This is a genomic window from Micromonospora cremea, assembly GCF_900143515.1.
In the GTDB taxonomy this organism is placed as follows: Bacteria; Actinomycetota; Actinomycetes; order Mycobacteriales; family Micromonosporaceae; genus Micromonospora; species Micromonospora cremea.
Window position 1 is genome coordinate 1,277,326 of the sequence record NZ_FSQT01000001.1, and the last position, 17,774, is coordinate 1,295,099.

Annotated in this window: 19 protein-coding genes and 1 pseudogene; 8 read left to right on the forward strand and 12 right to left on the reverse strand. The window is 74.6% G+C overall.

Annotated elements, in window-relative coordinates; genetic code table 11:
- Positions 1 to 50: 50 nt before the first annotated feature.
- A complete protein-coding gene (locus BUS84_RS05660; protein WP_074309341.1) occupies positions 51 to 536 on the reverse strand; it encodes a hypothetical protein in 486 nt (161 codons plus the stop codon).
- A gap of 293 nt (positions 537 to 829) precedes the next feature.
- Positions 830 to 1,189: an SRPBCC family protein gene (locus BUS84_RS37305; protein WP_143728244.1), complete on the reverse strand. Its 360-nt coding sequence runs from the start codon at positions 1,187 to 1,189 to the stop codon at positions 830 to 832.
- Here BUS84_RS37305 and BUS84_RS05665 point away from each other — a divergent pair.
- Together BUS84_RS05665 and BUS84_RS05670 are read left to right on the forward strand one after the other, a co-directional pair.
- On the forward strand, positions 1,158 to 2,429 hold the full coding sequence (locus BUS84_RS05665; RefSeq protein WP_074309342.1) for an MFS transporter: 1,272 nt from the start codon (positions 1,158 to 1,160) through the stop codon (positions 2,427 to 2,429). The genes BUS84_RS37305 and BUS84_RS05665 overlap by 32 nt on opposite strands.
- Positions 2,430 to 2,470: 41 nt before the next feature.
- Positions 2,471 to 3,781, forward strand: a complete 1,311-nt coding sequence (locus BUS84_RS05670; protein WP_074309343.1) for a lycopene cyclase family protein — start codon at positions 2,471 to 2,473, stop codon at positions 3,779 to 3,781.
- A gap of 9 nt (positions 3,782 to 3,790) precedes the next feature.
- On the opposite strand, the gene BUS84_RS05675 is transcribed toward BUS84_RS05670, so the two are convergent.
- The gene (locus BUS84_RS05675) at positions 3,791 to 4,897 is read right to left on the reverse strand and encodes a serine hydrolase domain-containing protein (protein WP_074309345.1); all 1,107 of its coding nucleotides are present in this window, start codon (positions 4,895 to 4,897) and stop codon (positions 3,791 to 3,793) included.
- Positions 4,898 to 5,015: 118 nt separating this feature from the next.
- Between BUS84_RS05675 and rnhA the strand changes: the two genes are divergently transcribed.
- On the forward strand, positions 5,016 to 5,492 hold the full coding sequence (rnhA, locus tag BUS84_RS05680) for a ribonuclease HI (protein WP_074309347.1): 477 nt from the start codon (positions 5,016 to 5,018) through the stop codon (positions 5,490 to 5,492).
- Between the two features lie 18 nt (positions 5,493 to 5,510).
- On the opposite strand, the gene BUS84_RS05685 is transcribed toward rnhA, so the two are convergent.
- From BUS84_RS05685 to BUS84_RS41155, 3 genes and pseudogenes are all read right to left on the reverse strand, one after another.
- Complete coding sequence (locus BUS84_RS05685; RefSeq protein ID WP_074309349.1) at positions 5,511 to 5,747, reverse strand: preprotein translocase YidC; 237 nt, start codon at positions 5,745 to 5,747, stop codon at positions 5,511 to 5,513.
- 39 nt (positions 5,748 to 5,786) lie between these two features.
- Positions 5,787 to 6,374, reverse strand: coding sequence for an MFS transporter (locus BUS84_RS05690; protein WP_074309352.1), 588 nt, complete (start codon positions 6,372 to 6,374; stop codon positions 5,787 to 5,789).
- Positions 6,314 to 7,003, reverse strand: a pseudogene (locus BUS84_RS41155) (MFS transporter); the annotation flags it as partial. The pseudogene BUS84_RS41155 and the gene BUS84_RS05690, both read right to left, overlap by 61 nt.
- Before the next feature lie 5 nt (positions 7,004 to 7,008).
- On the opposite strand from BUS84_RS41155, the gene BUS84_RS05700 reads away from it, so the two are divergent.
- Positions 7,009 to 7,530: a MarR family winged helix-turn-helix transcriptional regulator gene (locus BUS84_RS05700; RefSeq protein WP_074309354.1), complete on the forward strand. Its 522-nt coding sequence runs from the start codon at positions 7,009 to 7,011 to the stop codon at positions 7,528 to 7,530.
- Positions 7,531 to 7,573: 43 nt separating this feature from the next.
- Here BUS84_RS05700 and BUS84_RS05705 read toward each other — a convergent pair whose 3' ends face one another.
- From BUS84_RS05705 to BUS84_RS05715, 3 genes are all read right to left on the reverse strand, one after another.
- Positions 7,574 to 8,470 carry a pentapeptide repeat-containing protein gene (locus BUS84_RS05705; protein ID WP_074309356.1) on the reverse strand — a complete coding sequence of 299 codons (897 nt, stop codon included), beginning with the start codon at positions 8,468 to 8,470 and terminating at the stop codon, positions 7,574 to 7,576.
- A gap of 91 nt (positions 8,471 to 8,561) precedes the next feature.
- Positions 8,562 to 9,638, reverse strand: a complete 1,077-nt coding sequence (locus BUS84_RS05710; protein ID WP_074309358.1) for a DUF5919 domain-containing protein — start codon at positions 9,636 to 9,638, stop codon at positions 8,562 to 8,564.
- Positions 9,639 to 9,760: 122 nt separating this feature from the next.
- Entirely contained in the window at positions 9,761 to 10,567 is an 807-nt protein-coding gene (locus BUS84_RS05715) for an SDR family oxidoreductase (protein ID WP_074309360.1), read from the reverse strand.
- A 71-nt stretch (positions 10,568 to 10,638) separates the two neighbouring features.
- On the opposite strand from BUS84_RS05715, the gene BUS84_RS05720 reads away from it, so the two are divergent.
- The gene (locus tag BUS84_RS05720; RefSeq protein ID WP_074309362.1) at positions 10,639 to 12,057 is read left to right on the forward strand and encodes an RtcB family protein; all 1,419 of its coding nucleotides are present in this window, start codon (positions 10,639 to 10,641) and stop codon (positions 12,055 to 12,057) included.
- A 46-nt stretch (positions 12,058 to 12,103) separates the two neighbouring features.
- Here BUS84_RS05720 and BUS84_RS05725 read toward each other — a convergent pair whose 3' ends face one another.
- On the reverse strand, positions 12,104 to 12,532 hold the full coding sequence (locus BUS84_RS05725) for an archease (RefSeq protein ID WP_084757430.1): 429 nt from the start codon (positions 12,530 to 12,532) through the stop codon (positions 12,104 to 12,106).
- Between the two features lie 157 nt (positions 12,533 to 12,689).
- On the opposite strand from BUS84_RS05725, the gene BUS84_RS05730 reads away from it, so the two are divergent.
- Entirely contained in the window at positions 12,690 to 14,222 is a 1,533-nt protein-coding gene (locus BUS84_RS05730; RefSeq protein ID WP_074309367.1) for a multicopper oxidase family protein, read from the forward strand.
- A gap of 23 nt (positions 14,223 to 14,245) precedes the next feature.
- Complete coding sequence (locus BUS84_RS05735; protein WP_074309369.1) at positions 14,246 to 14,848, forward strand: MBL fold metallo-hydrolase; 603 nt, start codon at positions 14,246 to 14,248, stop codon at positions 14,846 to 14,848.
- Here the strand turns inward: BUS84_RS05735 and BUS84_RS05740 are convergent.
- Together BUS84_RS05740 and BUS84_RS05745 are read right to left on the reverse strand one after the other, a co-directional pair.
- A complete protein-coding gene (locus BUS84_RS05740; protein ID WP_074309371.1) occupies positions 14,821 to 15,594 on the reverse strand; it encodes a B3/B4 domain-containing protein in 774 nt (257 codons plus the stop codon). The genes BUS84_RS05735 and BUS84_RS05740 overlap by 28 nt on opposite strands.
- A gap of 8 nt (positions 15,595 to 15,602) precedes the next feature.
- On the reverse strand, positions 15,603 to 16,214 hold the full coding sequence (locus tag BUS84_RS05745) for a LysE family translocator (protein ID WP_074309373.1): 612 nt from the start codon (positions 16,212 to 16,214) through the stop codon (positions 15,603 to 15,605).
- Positions 16,215 to 16,275: 61 nt separating this feature from the next.
- On the opposite strand from BUS84_RS05745, the gene pdxR reads away from it, so the two are divergent.
- Complete coding sequence (gene pdxR / locus BUS84_RS05750) at positions 16,276 to 17,772, forward strand: MocR-like pyridoxine biosynthesis transcription factor PdxR (protein ID WP_208869532.1); 1,497 nt, start codon at positions 16,276 to 16,278, stop codon at positions 17,770 to 17,772.
- Positions 17,773 to 17,774 lie beyond the last annotated feature (2 nt).

Sequence of the window (17,774 nt, forward strand, 5' to 3'; positions counted from 1 at the left end):
CGGTGTCACCGGTGCGGGCACCCGTCCTCAGGGATGGAGCGGGTCGCCGGTCAGGCGACGGCGGACACCGGACGACGCCGGCGGAACAGGATCACCGCGCCCACGGCGGCGGTGCCGAGCAGCGTGCCGCCGGCGGCGAGGGCACCGTTGTCGCGGTTGCCGCCGCCGGAGCCGGCGGGGGCGCCGCCGATCGGTGTGACGGTGAACGTGGCGCTGCCGGCGGAGCTGCCGTCGCCGCAGGTGGCCGTCACGGTGTACGTGCCCAGGGTGAACCCGGCGGTGAAGAGTTCGGCGCTGAGACCGCCGCCGGCCGCGGCCGTGGTGGACCGGACGTTCTGGTCGCGGTTGGGGCCGGTGACGCGGAAGATGGCGTCACCAGATTTCGGGTTGCAGGTCGTCGCGGTGAGCACGACGGTCCCACCGACCGGGGTGGTGGCTGGTGACACGGTCGTGTCGGCCAGTGCGGCGCCCGGCAGCAGGAGCGTGCCGAGGCCCACGCCGAGCGCCGCCGAACAGAGTGCTGTTGAGACCTTCATACGCGTCTTCCCTCATTTCGTCCGCTGACTGCGTGGGACGTCGTTCGGGTGGCCAACTCCGTGACTAGCACCGGTGTGCCCAACACTAGGTGCGTTGGGACCTCGATCCGGTGAAAATGAGAAATCCTCATTGCCGTCACGTGTCCACCCGAAGGCGGGGAGAGCTGCGGAAAGGCCCGCACGGCCCGCCCGGCGCCGCTGATCCGATCGATGTCCGTCCGGCCGGGCTGTCACGGGTGGGTCGATGGCGAGGTATTGCCGGCGACGGCGGTAATGCACCACCGGCAGGCGGCTCAGCCGGCCCGCTGCGCCGGGGTCGGCTCGCGCATCGGCTCGCCTGTCTCCACCAGCGTCTTGAGGCTGGCCAGCAGCTCCGGCCAGCCACCGCTGCCGTCGAGCTGCCCGCTGATCGCCCGGTGCATCTCGCTGTCGGGGGAGAAGCCGTCGTGTACCAACCGGACCGCCGACCGGCCGTGCGGCTCGATCTCGAAGGTTACGGTCGACCGGCGCTCGTCGAGCCGGGAGGCCAGCTCCTCGGCGGTCCAGCCGAAGTGCTCGGCGTGCTCCGGCCCACGGATAAGTCGGGGGGAGCCCGGAGGGGCGCTGGTAGGTTCCGTGCCCGTGACACGGGACAGGGACGCCGGACTGGGCACGCGGTTCGCTCGGCTATGGGCGGCCAGCACCCTCTCCGCCCTGGGCAGCGGCCTGGCCACCGTCGCCGCGCCGCTCTTCGTCGCCTCGCGGACGGACGACCCGCTCGTGGTGGCTGCGGCATCCGCCGTGGCCTGGCTGCCCTGGTTGCTCTTCGCGCTGCCCGGCGGAGTGCTGGTGGACCGGATGGACCGACGTCGTTTGATGATCGTCATCGACCTGGTGCGAGTGGTCGCGCTGGCCGTGCTGGCCGCTGCGATCATGACCGGGACAGCCGGCGTGGTGCTGCTGTACGCGGTGCTGTTCGTGGTCAACACCGGTGAGATCGTGTTCCGTGCGGCCAGCCAGGCCATGCTCCCGACCGTGGTGCCCCGGCACCGTCTGGAGCGCGCCAACGGCTGGCTCGGCGGCGGCACCACCCTCATGCACGGCATGCTCGCCGGGCCGCTGGGCGGTCTCCTGTTCGTGCTCGCGGCGAGCAGCCCGTTCCTGGTCAACGCCGTCACGTACGCCCTCAGCGCGGTGCTGGTGGCGCTCATCGGAGGCGATTTCCGGGCCGCCGCCACCGACGTGAGCGCACGCCGGACCCGCTCGATCCGGGGGGAGATCGTCGAAGGGCTGCGCTGGCTGGCCCACCAGCGGCTGCTCCGGACGATGGCCGTGCTCATCGGCCTGCTCAACGTGACCCTGACCGCCGCGCTGGCGGTGCTGGTGCTGCTCGCCGACGAGCGACTGCGGCTCGGGTCCGTCGGCTACGGGCTGCTGTTCACCTGCATGGCCTGCGGCGGGGTGCTCGGCGCGCTCCTCGGCGATCGGCTCATCGCCTGGTCCGGCGCCACCTGGACGATACGGATCGGCCTGCTGATCGAGGCGGGGCTGCACCTGGCGCTGGCCGCCTCCCGCAGCACGGTCGTGGTCGGGTTCGCGCTCTTCGCCTTCGGCGTACACAGCGCACTGTGGAACATCGTGGCGAACTCGCTGCGCCAACGGCTCACCCCGCCGGCGCTGCAGGGCCGGGTGGCCAGCACCACGCTCTTCGTGGCGGCGGGCGGCAACTGCGTGGGTGCCCTGCTCGGCGGTCTGCTCGCCGCCCGGTTCGGCATCACCGCGCCGTACTGGGTCGGACTGGTGGTGGCGATCGGCGTCTCCGCCGCCACCTGGCGGGTCTTCACCCGCGCGGCGGTCGCCCGCGCCTACGCCGACCCGCCCCCGGCCGTACCCGAGCCCGCCCGGGCGGGTTGACGACGCGCCGCGTCGGTGGCGGCGCGTGCTGTGGTGGGCAGGTGTGGCAGCGTGGGGTGGTGACCGAACGCGCGCCGCTGGACGTCGACCTCGCGCTGCTCGGCGGCGGCGGCGCCGCGTCGCTGCTGCTCGCCGCGCTGGACCGGCACGGCGTACGCGACCTGCGGATCGCGGTCGTCGACCCGGTGCGCCGGCGCGGCCAGGACCGCACCTGGGCGTTCTGGGGCCGCCCGGACAGTGACCTGGACCCGCTACTCAGCGCGAGCTGGCGACAGGTCGAGGTGGCCACGCCGGCGCGGCGTCGGGTGCTGGACCTGGCCCCGCTGCGGTACGCCATGCTCCGCTCCGGCCCGGTCTACGACCGGGCTGCCGAGGCCGAGCGCCGCCTCGGCGCCACCCGGATCGTCGCGCCCGCCGAGTCGGTGGCCGACGACGGCACGCGGGTGGTGGTGCGCACCGGCGCCGGGCCCACCGTCCGGGCCGGCTGGGTGCTCGACTCCCGGCCCCGCCCACCGGCCCGACCCGGGCGGACCACCTGGTTGCAACACTTCCGGGGCTGGTGGCTCGAAGCCGACCGGCCGGTGTTCGACCCGGCGCGGGCGGTGCTGATGGACTTCCGCACCCCGCAGCCATCCCGGGGCGTCTCGTTCGGGTACGTGCTCCCGGTGAGCGACCGCTACGCCCTGGTCGAGTACACCGAGTTCTCGCCGGCCCTGCTCACCGATTCCGGGTACGACGCGGCGCTGGCCGGCTACCGGGACCTGCTCGGGCTCGACCCGGTCGGGCTGCGGGTGCGCGAGGTGGAGAACGGGGTGATTCCGATGACCGACGCGCCGTTCCCGGCCCGGCCCTCGCCCCGGGTGGTTCGCCTCGGCACGGCCGGCGGCGCGACCCGCCCCTCCACCGGCTTCACTTTCTCCGCGATGTACCGCCAGGCCGACCAGGTGGCCCGCGCCCTCGCCGCCGGCCGGCCGCCGGTGCCCGCGCCGGCGTACCCGCGCCGGCACCGCTGGATGGACGCGGTCGCGCTGCGCGCGCTGGACCGGGGCGGTGTCGGCGGCCCGGACTTCTTCGACCGGCTCTTCGACCGCAACCCGGCCGAACGGGTGCTGCGCTTCCTTGACGGCGTCACCACCCCCGCCGAGGAGGTCGCGGTGATGAACTCCACCCGGCTGCTGCCGATGATCGCGGCCACCGCCGGCGACGCGGCGGACCGGGTCCGCGACCGGCTGCGCCCGACCCGACCCGCCCCGGCCATCCCGGCAGCCGTGGTGGGCGTCCCGCCCTCCGGCGGAGCGGGCGATGCCGTGCCGGACGTCGCCGGATCGGAGCCCGGCGTGCCGCCCCGCTGACCGGGCGGGTCAGCGCTGGGCGGTCACCGCATCACGGATCAGGACCCGCAGGTCCTCCATCGGGTCACCGTCGCCGGCCCCGAGCAGCGTCTTCGTCGCCGCGACCGTCAGCCCCAGCTCCGGATAGGCGTACGCAAGGCTGCCACCGCTGCCAGCCGCGCCGAACGCCCCGTCGGAGTCCACCGCGTACCCGAGGCCCCAGGTCGTCTCCTGCCCGAACACCCACTCCCGACCCGGGCCGGCGGGCGTGGTTGCGGTGCGCAGCCGCGCCGGCGAGATCAGCCGAACGCCGTCCACCTCGCCGATCAGCGCGGCGAGCATCCGGGCCGCCGCGCGGGCGGTCATGGTGCCGGTGGCCGGCACATCGGCGGTGAGGACGTCGGCGCGGCTGCCGATCTCCGCGCCCGGCCGGACGCCGGGCGGGGCGACCCGGTCGAAGTTCGGCAGGTTGGCGCTGGCGTAGTCGAACAGCGCCGACAGGTTGCGGTCCTCGACCCGGGCCAGCCGCCCCAGCTCGGCCGCGGGCACCCCGACGTACAGCTCGCCCGGCACTCCGAGCGGGCCGGCCACGTCCTCGGCGAGGACCTGCGAGACGCGCCGGCCGGTCACCCGGCGGACCACTTCGCCGACCAGCCAGCCGAAGGTCCACGCGTGGTACGCCTTCACCTCGCCGGGCGGGGCGATCGGCTCAGCGTCGGCGACCATCGCGCACATCCGGTCCCAGTCGGTGAAGTCCTCCGGCGTCACGTCCGCCGGCAGGGCGGGCACGCCAGCGGTGTGGGTGAGCGCGTGCCGCAGGGTGACCCCCTCCTTGCCGTGCCGGGCGAACTCCGGCCACACCTCGACGATCCGCAGGTCGTAGTCCAGTTCGCCGTGCTCGGCCAGCACGTGCACCACGGTCGCGGTGAGCGCCTTGCCCGTCGACACGCTCCAGACGGGGGTGTCGGCGGTCAGCGGCCGGCCGGTGGTCCGGTCGGCGGCCCCGGCGTGCACCTCCAGGATCGCCTCGCCGTCGAGGTACGCGGCGACCTGCACGCCACCTTCCCGCCCGGCGGCGATCAGTTCGTCGATCCGCCGCCGCACCTCGGCCCGCAGGCCGTCCCAGTCTCCGCCCATGGTGATCGACTCTGGCAGACCGCGCCGGGGCGGCGCGCGGGATTTTCGGCCGGCGCCGGTCCGGCGTGGCGGCCCCCGAGCGCGGGGCGCGGCGTCGCCGCCCGGTAGGTTGCCAGGCATGGTGGACGCGGCGGCCGGCAGAGGTGTGCAGATCTGGACCGACGGGGCGTGCAGCGGCAACCCCGGACCGGGCGGTTGGGGCGCCCTGCTGCGCTACGGCGACCACGAGCGGGAGCTGTGCGGCGGTGAGGCCACCCCGACCACCAACAACCGGATGGAGCTGATGGCGGCCATCCAGGCGTTGGAGAGCCTGACCCGGCCGGTCACCGTGGAGCTGCACACCGACAGCACGTACGTGCGCAACGGCATCACCAGCTGGCTGGCGTCCTGGAAGCGCAACGGCTGGCTCACCGCCGCGAAGCAGCCGGTGAAGAACGCCGACCTGTGGCAGCGGCTGGAGGCGGCCTGCGAGCGGCACCAGGTCACCTGGCTGTGGGTCAAGGGGCACAACGGGCACCCGGAGAACGAGCGGGCCGACGCGCTGGCCAACAAGGGCATGACCGAGGCGCGGGCAGCCGCGCTGGCCAGCCGCTGAACCGACGCTGAGCCCGCGTCAGCGGGTCGCGTCCGGATGCCCGGGCATGTTGGACCCGCCACCGCTGCTGCCGGAGGAGCCCCCGGCGACACCCGAGTTGTCGTCCTCGGTCACGATGTCCGGCCGTACGTCGGTGCCCTCCGGCGCCGGGACCTCGGTGTCCGCCTCGACCTGCACCAACCGGGCCTGCCCGGCCTCGTCCTCGCTGTGCTGCGGGTCGCCCGGCAGCTCACCGTCGCGCTTTCGGAAACCCACGCCGTGCCCCCCGTCGGTGCCGTTCCGCGTCGGCGGTGGCTACCCGGCGTCGTCACCGGCGAAACCTCGCCCGACCGTGGCGACCGGGGGTTGCTTGGCCGCGCTCCCGTCCGGCGCGGCGGACGCCAGGCGCAGGGTGCGGCGACGGATGAGCGCGACGACCAGGGCCAGCGCCAGCGCGCCGGAGACCACCAGGAACGCCGGGGTGTTGCCAAGGTGGTCGTTGACCGCGCCGCTGGTCGACGAGCCGACGGCGATACCCAGCTGCCCGGCGGTCTGCAACCAGCCGTACGTCTCGGCGAGCCGGGTCGCCGGGGTGGACAGGGCCAGGATCTCGTCGGTGACCGCCAGGAACGGCGCCAGCGCGAGCCCGAAGACCGCCAGCGCCACGGCCATCTGCGGCACGGACCGGGGCAGCAGCAGCGCGAGCGAGGTGGCGGCCAACGTGCCGACCAGTGCCAGGTACGCCCCGGCGGGGCTGCCGGGCCGGCCGAGGCGGGCCAGCAGCAGGCCACCGGCCAGGCTGCCCACCGACCACACGGTGACCAGCAACCCGGCCTGCTCCGGATGCCCGACCGCGCTGGCGAAGGCGGGGACCAGCACCCACATGGCGCCGATGCCGACCATGTAGCCGACGTGGGTGGCCAGGACGGTGCGGCGGATGGCCCGACCGGGGGCCGCGGACCGGCTCCCCGCGGGTCGGCATCGCGGCGAGGTGTCACGACGGCGGTGCCGACCAGCCCGGCGGTGCCGATCGCGGCGAAGGTCACCAGCGCCCCGGCCGGACCGCCGATCAGCAGGCTCAGCGTCACCGCGAGCGGGCCGCCCACGTAGAGCAGCTCCTGCCCGACCGCGTTGACGGCGTACGCGCGACTCAACGCGGGGGAGGGAACCATCCGGGCGAGCTGGGCGCGCCCGCTGCCCATCGCCGGTGGGGTGCTGAGCCCGGCCGCGGTGGCCAGCGCGACGAACGCCACCGGACTGGTGACCACCGCCAGCCCGAGCAGGGCGAGCAGGTGGACGAGGCCGGTGGCGAGCAGCACCGGCCGGTCGTCGAGCCGGCCCAGTAGCCGGCCGACCAGCGGTGCGGTGAGTGCCAGCCCGATCCCGCAGCCGGCGCTGGCCGCCCCGGCCGTGGCGAAACTGCCGGTGTTCTCGTGACCGAGCAGCACGACGAGCAGCTGGCGCATGGCGACCGGTAGCTGCGCCACGGTCATCAACACGATGAGCAGCGCCGCCCGCCGGGGTAGATTCATGACTTATGAATCTACCCGAGGAGAGCTCTGCCAACCTGCTCGGTGCGCTCGCACTGCTCGCCGGCTCCCGGATGCGCGCCTCGGTCAACGCATCGATCGGGGCCAGCGGCGCACTCGCGGAGGCGCTCGTCGTCCTCAAGGACCAGCCGGGAGTGACGGCCGAGTGGCTGGGCCAGGTGCTGGGGCTCACTCAGCCCGGTGCCGCGCACCTGGTCCGGCGGCTGCGGGAGCAGGGCTGGGTGGAGCGGCGGGCCGGCGCCGACGCGCGCAGCCGAGCGCTGCACCTCACGCCGGAGGGCGCGAGCGCCGCCGCCCGGATCCTGCGCGCCCGGGCGGAGGCGCTGACCGCTCTGCTCGCCCCGCTGACCGCCGAGCAACGCCTCCAGCTCGCCGACATCGCCCGGGCCCTGCTGCACGACGAGGTGACGGACGCCCGCAGCCTCGCGCACCTGTGCCGGCTCTGCGACCGTGCCCGCTGTCCGCAGTGCCCGGTCCACGCCGGCTTCCAGGAGCGGTCCGCCGACTGACGCCACGTGCCATGGCCGAGCCGACCGACGCGGCGGCGCCGCGTCAGCGGCGCCGACCCCGGCGGGTGGGGACGGCGGCGCGGGCCGGCCGGCGGACCGGGGTGAGCGTCAGCGCCGTCCAGTGCGCCGGCCGGGTGAGCGTCGCCGGCAGCCCGGTGCGCGCGTCACCACGAGCGGCGTCCAGCTGGGCCTGGTGCAGGAAGAGGGTGGCCCGCAGGTCCGCGCCGCGCAGATCGGCGCCACGCAGGTCCGCGCCCGTGACGTCGGCCAGGCTCAGGTCGACACCGCGCAGGTCCGCACCGATCAGCAGCGCCCCGCGCAGGTTGGCCCGGCGCAGGTCCACCCCGCGCAGGTCCGCCCCCAGCAGCTGGGCACCCCGGCGGTCGGGGCCGGCGGTGCCGCCCCGGGATCGGGCCGCGTCCCCGGCCCGCGACAGCAGCGGGTTGACCCGGTCGCGGTGCGCGGCCACGTCCACCGCGCGCAGCTGCGCCGGGTCGCCCCCGGTGAGCGCCGCCGTCTCGGCGCGGGCGCGCTCCAGCTCGACGCGCAGCTCGGCCGGCGGGCGCAGCGCCAACGCCTCGGTGAGATACCAGAGCAGCTCGTGCAGCGGGCGCAGCACGGTGAACGCCGCGGCCATCTCCGGCAGCGTCTCCGGTGCGGCCCGCCAGTCCCGCCCACCGAAGGTCACCTGGGCGACCTGCTGGCCGGCGCCGAAGCAGTCGAACACCGTGCAGCCGGGAAACCCCCGCTCCCGCAGCTCGGTGTGGATGCCGCAGCGGTGGTCGGGACGCAGGTTGGCGCAGGGCTGACCGGCCGGCTTGTCGACGGCGAAGTCCGCCGACGCGGCGAAGGCGGGCACCACGCAGCACAGCCCGAAGCAGCGCCCACAGTCGGCGCGCAGCTGCGTCGGCCCGGACGGGGAAGCGGGGCTGGGCGACACGCGGGCGGTCCTCCTGACGATCGGGCACGGCGACCACCATTGTCGCGCGCGCCGCCCCGACCGAGCGGGTCGGGGTCACCGTCTGTGCCTGTCACTGCCCGCCGCGGAGCGGGGTACGGGGGCCGCCCGGCTGCTGCGGCGCCAACCGGCGGATCGCCCGCTCCCCGTTGCCGGGCCCGTACTTCTGGTCGAAGTGCCGGACCACGGTGGCAGCCGGCGTACGGTCTCCATCGGCCGGCTCGGCCAGGGCGAACACTCCCGGCGCCGCCCCGGGCGCCCGTGGCGGCAGCACGGCCCGCACGGTCAGCGGCCGGGCCAACCGGAACGCGTGGCAGTCGACGTAGTGCTGCCCGTCCACCGTCACGTAGGGCACCTGCACCTCGACCACGTCGGAGTCGTCGTGGCGCAGCGTGACCGTGACCGACCAGTACCGTTCCAGGTCCAAGGTCGCCTGCTCGTGCTCCCACAGCTCCTCGAACCGGGCGTGCACGAACCCGCCCCACGGGCTGTCCATGTCCACCTCGAGCTGGGGCACGTTGAACGACAGCTTTCCGATCGGGAAGAACGAGATCAGCGCCCGACCGTCCCACTGGTAGAGCTGGATCGACGGGGAGGCGTCGTAGAGCCGGACCTGCAACCGGTGCCGCAGCCGGGGTTCGAGGGCGTCGGAGAAGGCGGCCAGGTGGCGCAGGTTGGTGCGGATCTGCCGCGGCACGTTCACCCGCTGCCGTTCCAGCTCCTCGGAGCGCTGCTGCGCGGCGGTGCAGTCCGGGTCGAGCAGGAGCAACTGCACCTGGGAGCCGTTGGCCAGCGCTGCGCGGACCGCCCCCAGCGTCTCCTCGCGGTGGCGCTGCTCCAGCAGGATCGTCCAGGTGTCGAGGATCCGTACCCGGCGGCCGGCGCGGTGCAGCCGCGCCACGAACGCCTGCTGATCGAAGCTCAGGTGCTCCTGCACCCGCGCCTTGCGGGCCTCCTCGAACAGCGGGTCGAAGATGACGTACGAGATGGCCGCGAGCACCACGCTGGCGCCGAGGTTGAGCAGCAGGTCGCTGAGGAAACCCGCGCTGCGCCAGGCGGCCAGCAGCATCACGGCGGCGATGCCGAGCAGCGCCCCACCGACGACGAAGGCGCGCCGTTGCCGGCCGCCCCGACCAGCCCACCTGGGCATCCGGTCCCCCTCCGTCGCCGGCCGGCCTCACCGCCGCCGCTGATCACCGGAATGGGGAAGGATACGTGCCCGGTTTGCCGCTCGCTGTCCCGTTCGAGACCGAGGGTGTCTTCCGCCGGCGATCAGACCGACCGCCAGTCGTCGGTGGTCAGCGCGGCGGCCTGCGGGCCCATCAGCAGCATGCCGCCGTCGACCGGCCAGGAGGCCCCGGTGACGTAGCTGGCGGCGGGGGAGGCGAGCAGCGCGACCACGGCGGCGACCTCCCGGGCGTCGCCCGGCCGCCCCACCGGTACGCCGGGACGCTCCAGGGTGAACGGGTCGACGTCCTCCTGACCGGTCATCGGCGTGGCGATCTCGCCCGGGGCGACCGCGTTGACGGTGATCCCGTCCGCAGCCAACTCCTGTGCCATCACTTGGGTGAGCAGCCCCAGCCCACCCTTGGCGGCACAGTACGCGGCCGAGCCGACCCGGGGCGCGTGCTCGTGCACGCTGGTGATGTTGATGATCCGCCCGCCGGCGCCGGTGGCCCGCATCCGCCGCGCGGCCCGCTGCGCACACAGGAACGGCGCGTCCAGGTCGACGGCGAGCACCTCGCGCCACTGCTCCCACCCGGTGTCGACGAATGGAGCCGACGCGCCGGTGCCCGCGTTGTTGACCAGCACCCCGATGCCGCCCAGCCGGTCGGCCAACTCGTCCACCACCGCCGCCGCCTCCGGCAGCCGGGTCAGGTCCACCTCGGCGACCTCGCAGCGCCGCCCGGTGGCGCGGACCTCGGTGGCGGTCCGCTCCGCGCCGTCCGGGTCGCCGTACCAGGTGATGCCGATCTCGAAGCCGGCCTCGGCCAGGGCGACCGCGCAGGCCTTGCCGATGCCGGAGTCCGCGCCGGTGACGACCGCGATTCGCGGGTAGTTCTCGTATCGCTGGGGCATGCTCCCGCACTACCCGGACCGGACCGACCCCAATCGGGTGTAGCAGTGGGCGCGGCGGGTAGCCGCCGGGTATGGAACTGGTCCAGGAGTCGCCGTACCGGTTCCGGATCGACCGGGAGGCGCCGATGCAGGTGCCCGGGGTCGTGTTCGCCGTGCCGGAGCTGCTGCCCGACGTCGGTGCCGACCGGTCGCTGGACCAGGTGGCGAACGTGGCCACGCTGCCCGGCATCGTGGAGGCGTCGTACGCCATGCCCGACGTGCACTGGGGTTACGGCTTTCCGATCGGTGGCGTCGCGGCCACCGACGTCGCCGCCGGCGGTGTGGTCTCGCCCGGCGGGGTGGGCTTCGACATCTCCTGCGGGGTCCGACTGCTCACCGCCGAGCTGGACCGGGCGGAGCTTCCCCGGGTCATCGACGCGCTGATGGACGGTCTGGATCCGGCCATCCCGCGTGGCATGGGCCGGGGCGCGGTCTGGCAGCTCGCGGACCGCGCCGAGCTGGACGCGGTCCTGCGCGGAGGCTCCCGGTACGCCGTCGAGCAGGGGTACGGGGTGCCCCGGGACCTGGCCCGCTGCGAGGACGGCGGCGCGGTGACCGACGCCGATCCGGCGCAGGTCAGCGAGCGTGCCGTGCAGCGGGGGCAGGGCCAGGTCGGCAGCCTCGGCTCCGGCAACCACTTCCTCGAGGTGCAGGCCGTCGAGGAGGTGTACGACGAGCCGGTCGCCGCCGCGTTCGGGCTGCGCCAGGGGCAGGTCTGCGTCATGATCCACTGTGGCTCCCGCGGGCTGGGTCACCAGATCTGCACGGATTACGTGCGGGTCATGGAGCGGGTGATGCCCCGGCACGGCATCGAGGTGCCGGACCGGCAGCTGGCCTGCGCACCGGTCGATTCGTCGGAGGGACGGGCCTACCTGGCCGCGATGGCCGCCGCGGCGAACTACGCCCGGGCCAACCGGCAGCTGCTCACCGACGCGGCCCGCCGGGTCTTCACCCGGGTCGCCGGGACCGATCTGGATCTGGTGTACGACGTGTCGCACAATCTCGCCAAGATCGAGGAGCACGAGCTGGACGGCGGCGCCCGGCGGCTCTGCGTGCACCGCAAGGGCGCCACCCGGGCGTTGCCGCCGGGTCACCCGGACCTCCCCGCCGACCTGCTCGACGCGGGCCAGCCGGTGCTGATTCCCGGCTCGATGGGCACCTCGTCGTACGTGCTCACCGGCGTCGCCGGCAATCCGGCCTTCGCGTCCACCTGTCACGGCGCCGGCCGTACCCGCAGCCGGGGCGAGGCCAGCCGCGCCGTGCGGGGCCAGGACGTGCGGCGCGACCTGGCGGCGCGGGGCGTGGCCGTGCGCGGCGCGTCCTGGAAGGGGTTGGCCGAGGAGATGCCGGATGCGTACAAGGACGTGTCGGCAGTGGTGGAGGCGTCCCGGGGCGCGGGGCTGTGCCGGCTGGTCGCCCGGCTCACGCCGCTCGGCGTGGTCAAGGGCTGACCGCCCGTCCAGGGTGTGCACAGCGCGGGTCGCCGACCGCCGGCGCTCAGACGTCCAGGGTCACCGCGCACGACCAACCAGCGCCGTCCGGACCGACGCGCAGCGCGTGCAGCGACACCGCCTTCGGCACCGCGCCGACCAGTTCCACCGTGTCGGTGCTGGTCGATTGCCAGCGCGCCCGTAGGCCGCCGTCCTCGGTCGCCCGCACGTCGCAGTCCAGCGGCAGGGTGCCCTCGGTGTCCAGCCGGAAGATCACCTCGTCCAGCAGGCCGACAAGCATCTCGCCGTCGTCGCCGGGCGGCAGGTGGAACTCGGTGTCCGCCTGCGGCCGGGCGCCGCCGGTGTCGGCGAACGTCTCGACCAGCGCGGCGACCGCCTCGGCCAGGCATCCCTCCCGGTCCGGCGCCCACGCCTCGATCCGTACGTCGGCGGTGTGCGGCACGCTCCGGTGCCCCCGTTGCGTCGAGCGCTGCATGCCCCCGATCATGCCGGTCCGTGGCCCGGCGCCCGACCCACCGCCCGGATTCGCCTCCGGGACATCCCGGAACGGTCCCGGAGAGAGGGCCGCCCGGCTGGCCGCCGCGCCAATAAGAAGGGAGGCTACATGTAGTGACCCTTCTGGAGGTGGATCCGTGCCAACCCGACGACGACCCCGGCTCCGGGTGCTCATCGGCGTGCTCGCCGGCGTACTGGTGCTCTGCGGCGGCGGCGTCGCCGTGGCCACCTGGACGCTCGTCCGCGCCACCGACACCGTCGGCGAGGTGGACTTCGTCCGCCCGCTGGCCGTACCACCGCTGGCCGACTCCCGGCTCGACGACCAGGGCCGGCGGGTCTTCGACCTCATCGCGCGTGAGGGCCGGCGGGACTTCCGCGGCGATGGGCGGCTGACCCGCACCGCCGGCTTCGACGGCGACTTCCTCGGCCCCACCCTGCGCGCCAAGCGCGGCGAGCAGGTGCGGGTGAACGTCGTGAACAAGCTGGGCGAGGAGACCAACGTGCACTGGCACGGCATGCACCTGCCGGCGCGGATGGACGGCGGGCCGCACCAACTGGTCCGCCCCGGCGCCACCTGGTCGCCGACCTGGCGGGTGGACCAGCCGGCGGCCACCCTCTGGTACCACCCGCACCCCCACGGCGCCACCGAGGAGCAGGTGTACCGGGGCCTGGCCGGTATGTTCATCCTCGACGACGACCGGGAGGCGGCGCTGCCACTGCCCCGCACCTACGGGGTGGACGACGTGCCGGTGATCGTGCAGGACCGCAGCTTCTCGCGTAGCGGCCAGTTCAGCAAGACCCGCAACTCGATCGCCAGTATCGGCGTGCTCGGCGACACGTTGCTGGTCAACGGCACCGTCGGCCCCTATTTGGACGTGCGCACCGAACGGGTCCGCCTGCGGCTGCTCAACGCCTCCACCGCCCGCACCTACAACTTCGGCCTCTCCGACGACCGGCCGTTCGCGCTGATCGGCACCGACGGAGGGCTGCTGGCCCGCACCGCCCGGCTGACCCGGATACGGCTCTCACCGGGGGAGCGGGCGGAGATCGTGGTCGACGTCCGTCCTGGGGAGCGGGTGACGCTGCGCAGCACCCCGCCGGATCTGGGCATCGGTGGTCTGTCCCGGCGCTCGGCCGGCGGCGCCGACCGGCTCGACGTGCTGCAACTGCGCGCGGCCAGCACCCTGACCCCCGCCCCGCCGGTGCCGGACACGCTGGTGCCGGTGGACCGGTTGGACCCATCCGCCGCGGCCACCACCCGGACGCTGGAGTTCCAGGGTCGGGGCATCAACGGCCGGTCGATGCGGATGGACCGGATCGACTTCGCCGCCACCCGGGACACCACCGAGGTCTGGGAGGTGCTCAACTCCGACGGCACCCCGCACAACTTCCACGTCCACGACGTGCAGTTCCAACTGCTCTCGGTGGACGGCGCTGCGCCACCGCCCGAGCTGGGCGGCTGGAAGGACACCATCTACCTGCCGCCGCACCGGCCGATGCGGATCGTGCTGCGGTTCACCGACCACAGTGACCCGAACCTGCCCTACATGTACCACTGCCACCTGCTCTGGCACGAGGACAGCGGGATGATGGGCCAGTTCGTGGTGGTCGAGCCGGGCCAGGCGCCGGGGCGCCCGCCGACGCACGCCGGCCACGGCGAACACAACTGACCGTCCAGGCGTACCGTCGCCGGATGCGGATCACCCGGTTCACCCACTCCTGCGTCCGCGTCGAGCACGACGGCGGGGTGTTGGTCGTCGACCCGGGCACGTGGAGCGAACCGCGCGCCCTGGTCGGCGCGGACGCCGTCCTCGTCACCCACGAGCACACCGACCACGTGGACGTGCTGCGGCTGGCCGGCCTGGGCGTCCCGGTGTACGCCCCACAGGGCGCCCGGCTGCCCGATCTCGCCCCGCTGCCGGTGACCCGGGTCCACGCCGGGCAGCGCTTCACCGCGGCGGGCATCACGGTCACCGCCTACGGCGGCCGGCACGCCGCCATCCACGAGGGTCAGCCGGACTGTGCCAATCTCGGCTACCTGATCGGCGACGGGCTCTACCACCCGGGCGACGCGCTGCACGTGCCGGACGAGCCGGTGCGCACGCTGCTGGTCCCGGCGCAGGGGTCCTGGCTGCGCCTCGACGAGGCGATCCGGTTCGCCCGGGAGGTGGGCGCCGAACGGGCGTACCCGATCCACGACGCGCAGCTCAACGAGCGCGGCCTGGCCAGCGTCGCCGGCTGGTTCGCTGAGACGATTCCCGGCTACCGTCACCTCGTCCCCGGCGACACCGCCTGACCGGCCGAGCGAGTCGAGGCGCCACCGGCGGCCGTCACCGCGCCACCGGCGGCCGTCACGTCGAACCGAGGTGCGGCGGCGGTGAGCACGGCGGCCCGGGTCGCTGCGGACCACCCGTCGGCCAGCTCCGCCAGCAGCGCCGCGACCAGTCGGGTCACGTCCGCCTCGGCGCCGGAGTGCAGCGCCTCGGCGACGATCAGCACGGACGAGGTGCCCTCCCGCACGGCCGACCAGCCGCTCTGCCGGTTCGTCCAGCGTCGGGCGTGGGCACGGCCGGAGGCGTCCACGAAGGTCACCTCACCCGGGTCGGGGTGCTCGGTGTCGCCGGCGAAGGTCAGGTACTCCTCGTCGCCCCGGGCCGGCCGCACCACCAGGTCGCCGTCGACCCGGTCCAGGTCGAGCACCGCGACCGGGATCGCGTACGCGGCCGAGACGGCGTTGCAGAGGTCGACCAGGGGGTGCAGCCGGGGCAGGTCGCCGTCCAGGCGCAACCGGCGCAACAGCGCCTCCGCCGCGCACCGGTACCGGGTGGGTCGCAGCCCCATGGCCGCGTACGCCCGCCGCCACGCCTGGATCTCCGGGAACCCGCTCTCGGCGCCGCCGGCCAACCGCTCACGGGCGCCGGCGAGATGGCTGGCGGTCCGCTGCGCCACGTCGGCCGTGGCGGTGATCCCGGTGGCTCGCACCACGCCGGCGACGAGATCGGGGTACGCGGCACGGAGTTGCGCGGAATGCTCGAACTGCACGGGATTTCCTATCGTTCGGTGAGGGCGAGCGTCACGCCGAGCGCGACGAACGTGCCAGCGACGGACCGGCGCAGCCAGTCGGTGACCCGCGGCCGGGTCAGCACCCGCTCGCGGAGGCGTGCCGCGAAGATGCCGTAGCCGCTGAACACCAGGAAGGTGAGCAGCATGAACACCGCGCCGCAGGCGAGCATCGATCGGGTCGAGCCCGGGGCGGTGGTGTCCACGAACTGCGGCAGGAACGCGACGAAGAACAGCGTCGGCTTCGGGTTGAGCAGGTTGACCAGCACCCCGGAGACGATCACCCGGGCCGCCGAGCGGGGTGGCGCGGCGGTGGTCGCCGCGAAGGCGCTGCGGTCCCGCGCGGTCGACCAGCCCAGGTAGAGCAGGTACGCGACGCCGAGGTACCGGACCACCTCGAACGCCGCCGCGCTCGCCTGCAACAGCGCGGCCAGCCCGGTCAACGCCGCCAGCAGGTGCGGCACCACCCCCAGGGTGCAGGCGAACGCGGCCAGCACGCCGGCTCGGGCGCCCCGGGACAGCCCGGCGGAGAGGGTGAAGAACACCCCGGTGCCCGGGGTGACCACCACGATCAGCGTGGTGACCAGGAACGGGATCGTCACGTCGTCCTCCGATGGCCTTGGCGGTGTTCCCTGATCCCCACTCTGCTGCCAGGATGGTCCGGTGAGCAGGGCCAAACCGAGAGCACCCGAGAGGTCCATAACGGCCGGCTCGGACTACCTGCACCTGACCATCACCGACGCTCCGCCGGGTGGGCGGGCCGACTGGCTGGCCGGCCGGCTGCGCCAGGCCATCGCCGACGGGCGGGTGCCGGTCGGCGGGCGGCTGCCGGCCACCCGGGTGCTCGCCGCCGACCTCGGTGTCTCCCGGGGCGTGGTCACCGAGGCGTACCAGCGGCTGACCGAGGAGGGGCATGTCACCGGTCGGGGCCGCGCCGGCACGGTGGTCGTCGCCGCCCCGCCCGCGCCCGCCCCGCCGTCGCCCGCCCCGACCGCCGCGTCGGCGCCGGCCGCGCTCTTCCCTCCCGCTCCGGGCAGCGACATCTTCGACGCGGTACGCGCGGCGAGCGCGACCATCGACCTGACGCCCGGCGTACCCGATCTGGCCGCTTTTCCGCGCGCGGACTGGCTGCGCGCCGAACGGACCGTGCTGCGCCACCTCGCCGCCGCCGACCTGGGCTACGGCGACCCGTGCGGCACGCCCGCGCTGCGTCGGGCCGTGGCCGCCTGGCTCGCCCGCAGCCGGGGCGTCGCCGTCGACCCCGTCGAGGTGATCATCGTGGCGGGCGTGTCCCAGGCGCTCGGGCTGCTCGCCCAGGCGCTCGGCCCGGCCGGCATCGGCCGCATCGCGGTCGAGGACCCCGGCTCGTTGGGCGTACGGCAGCACCTGAACAACTGGGGGGTCGACACCCCGCCGATCGCGGTGGACGGCGCGGGGCTGCGCGTCGACGAGTTGGCCGCCAGCGGCGCGCCCGCCGTGATGCTCACCCCCGCGCACCAGTTCCCGACCGGCGTGGTGCTCGACGGCGACCGCCGCCGCCAGCTCGTCGACTGGGCCCGGTCCGGCGGTCTGATCATCGAGGACGACTACGACGCCGAGCACCGCTACGACCGGCCCCCGGTGCCGGCGCTGCGCGGCCTGCTGCCCGAGCAGGTCTGCTACGCCGGCAGCGTGTCCAAGCTGCTCGCCCCGGCGCTGCGGGTCGGCTGGCTGCTCGTGCCGGCCCGCCACCGGGAGGCGGTGGTGGCCGCCAAGCGCAACGCCGACCTGGGCAACGCGGTGCTACCGCAACTGGTGCTGGCGGAGCTGATGACCTCCGGCGCGTTGGAGCGACAACTGCGGCTGCTGCGCCGCCGACACATCCGCCGCCGGGACGCGATGATCGCCGCGCTGACCCGGCACCTGCCCGGCGCGACCGTGCATGGCGCGGCGGCCGGGCTGCACCTGATGATCACACTGGACTCCGAGCTGGCCGACACCGAGCTGGCGGCGGCGACGTTGGCCCGCGGGGTGAAGGTGCAGCCGCTGTCCTGGCACTGCCAGCGGCCACACCGGCCAGGTCTGGTGCTCGGCTACGCGGCGAACACCGCATCGGACATCGAAGAGGGTGTCGCGACGATCGCCACCGCGCTCCGCCAGCTCCGCCGCCGGAACGGCTGAAG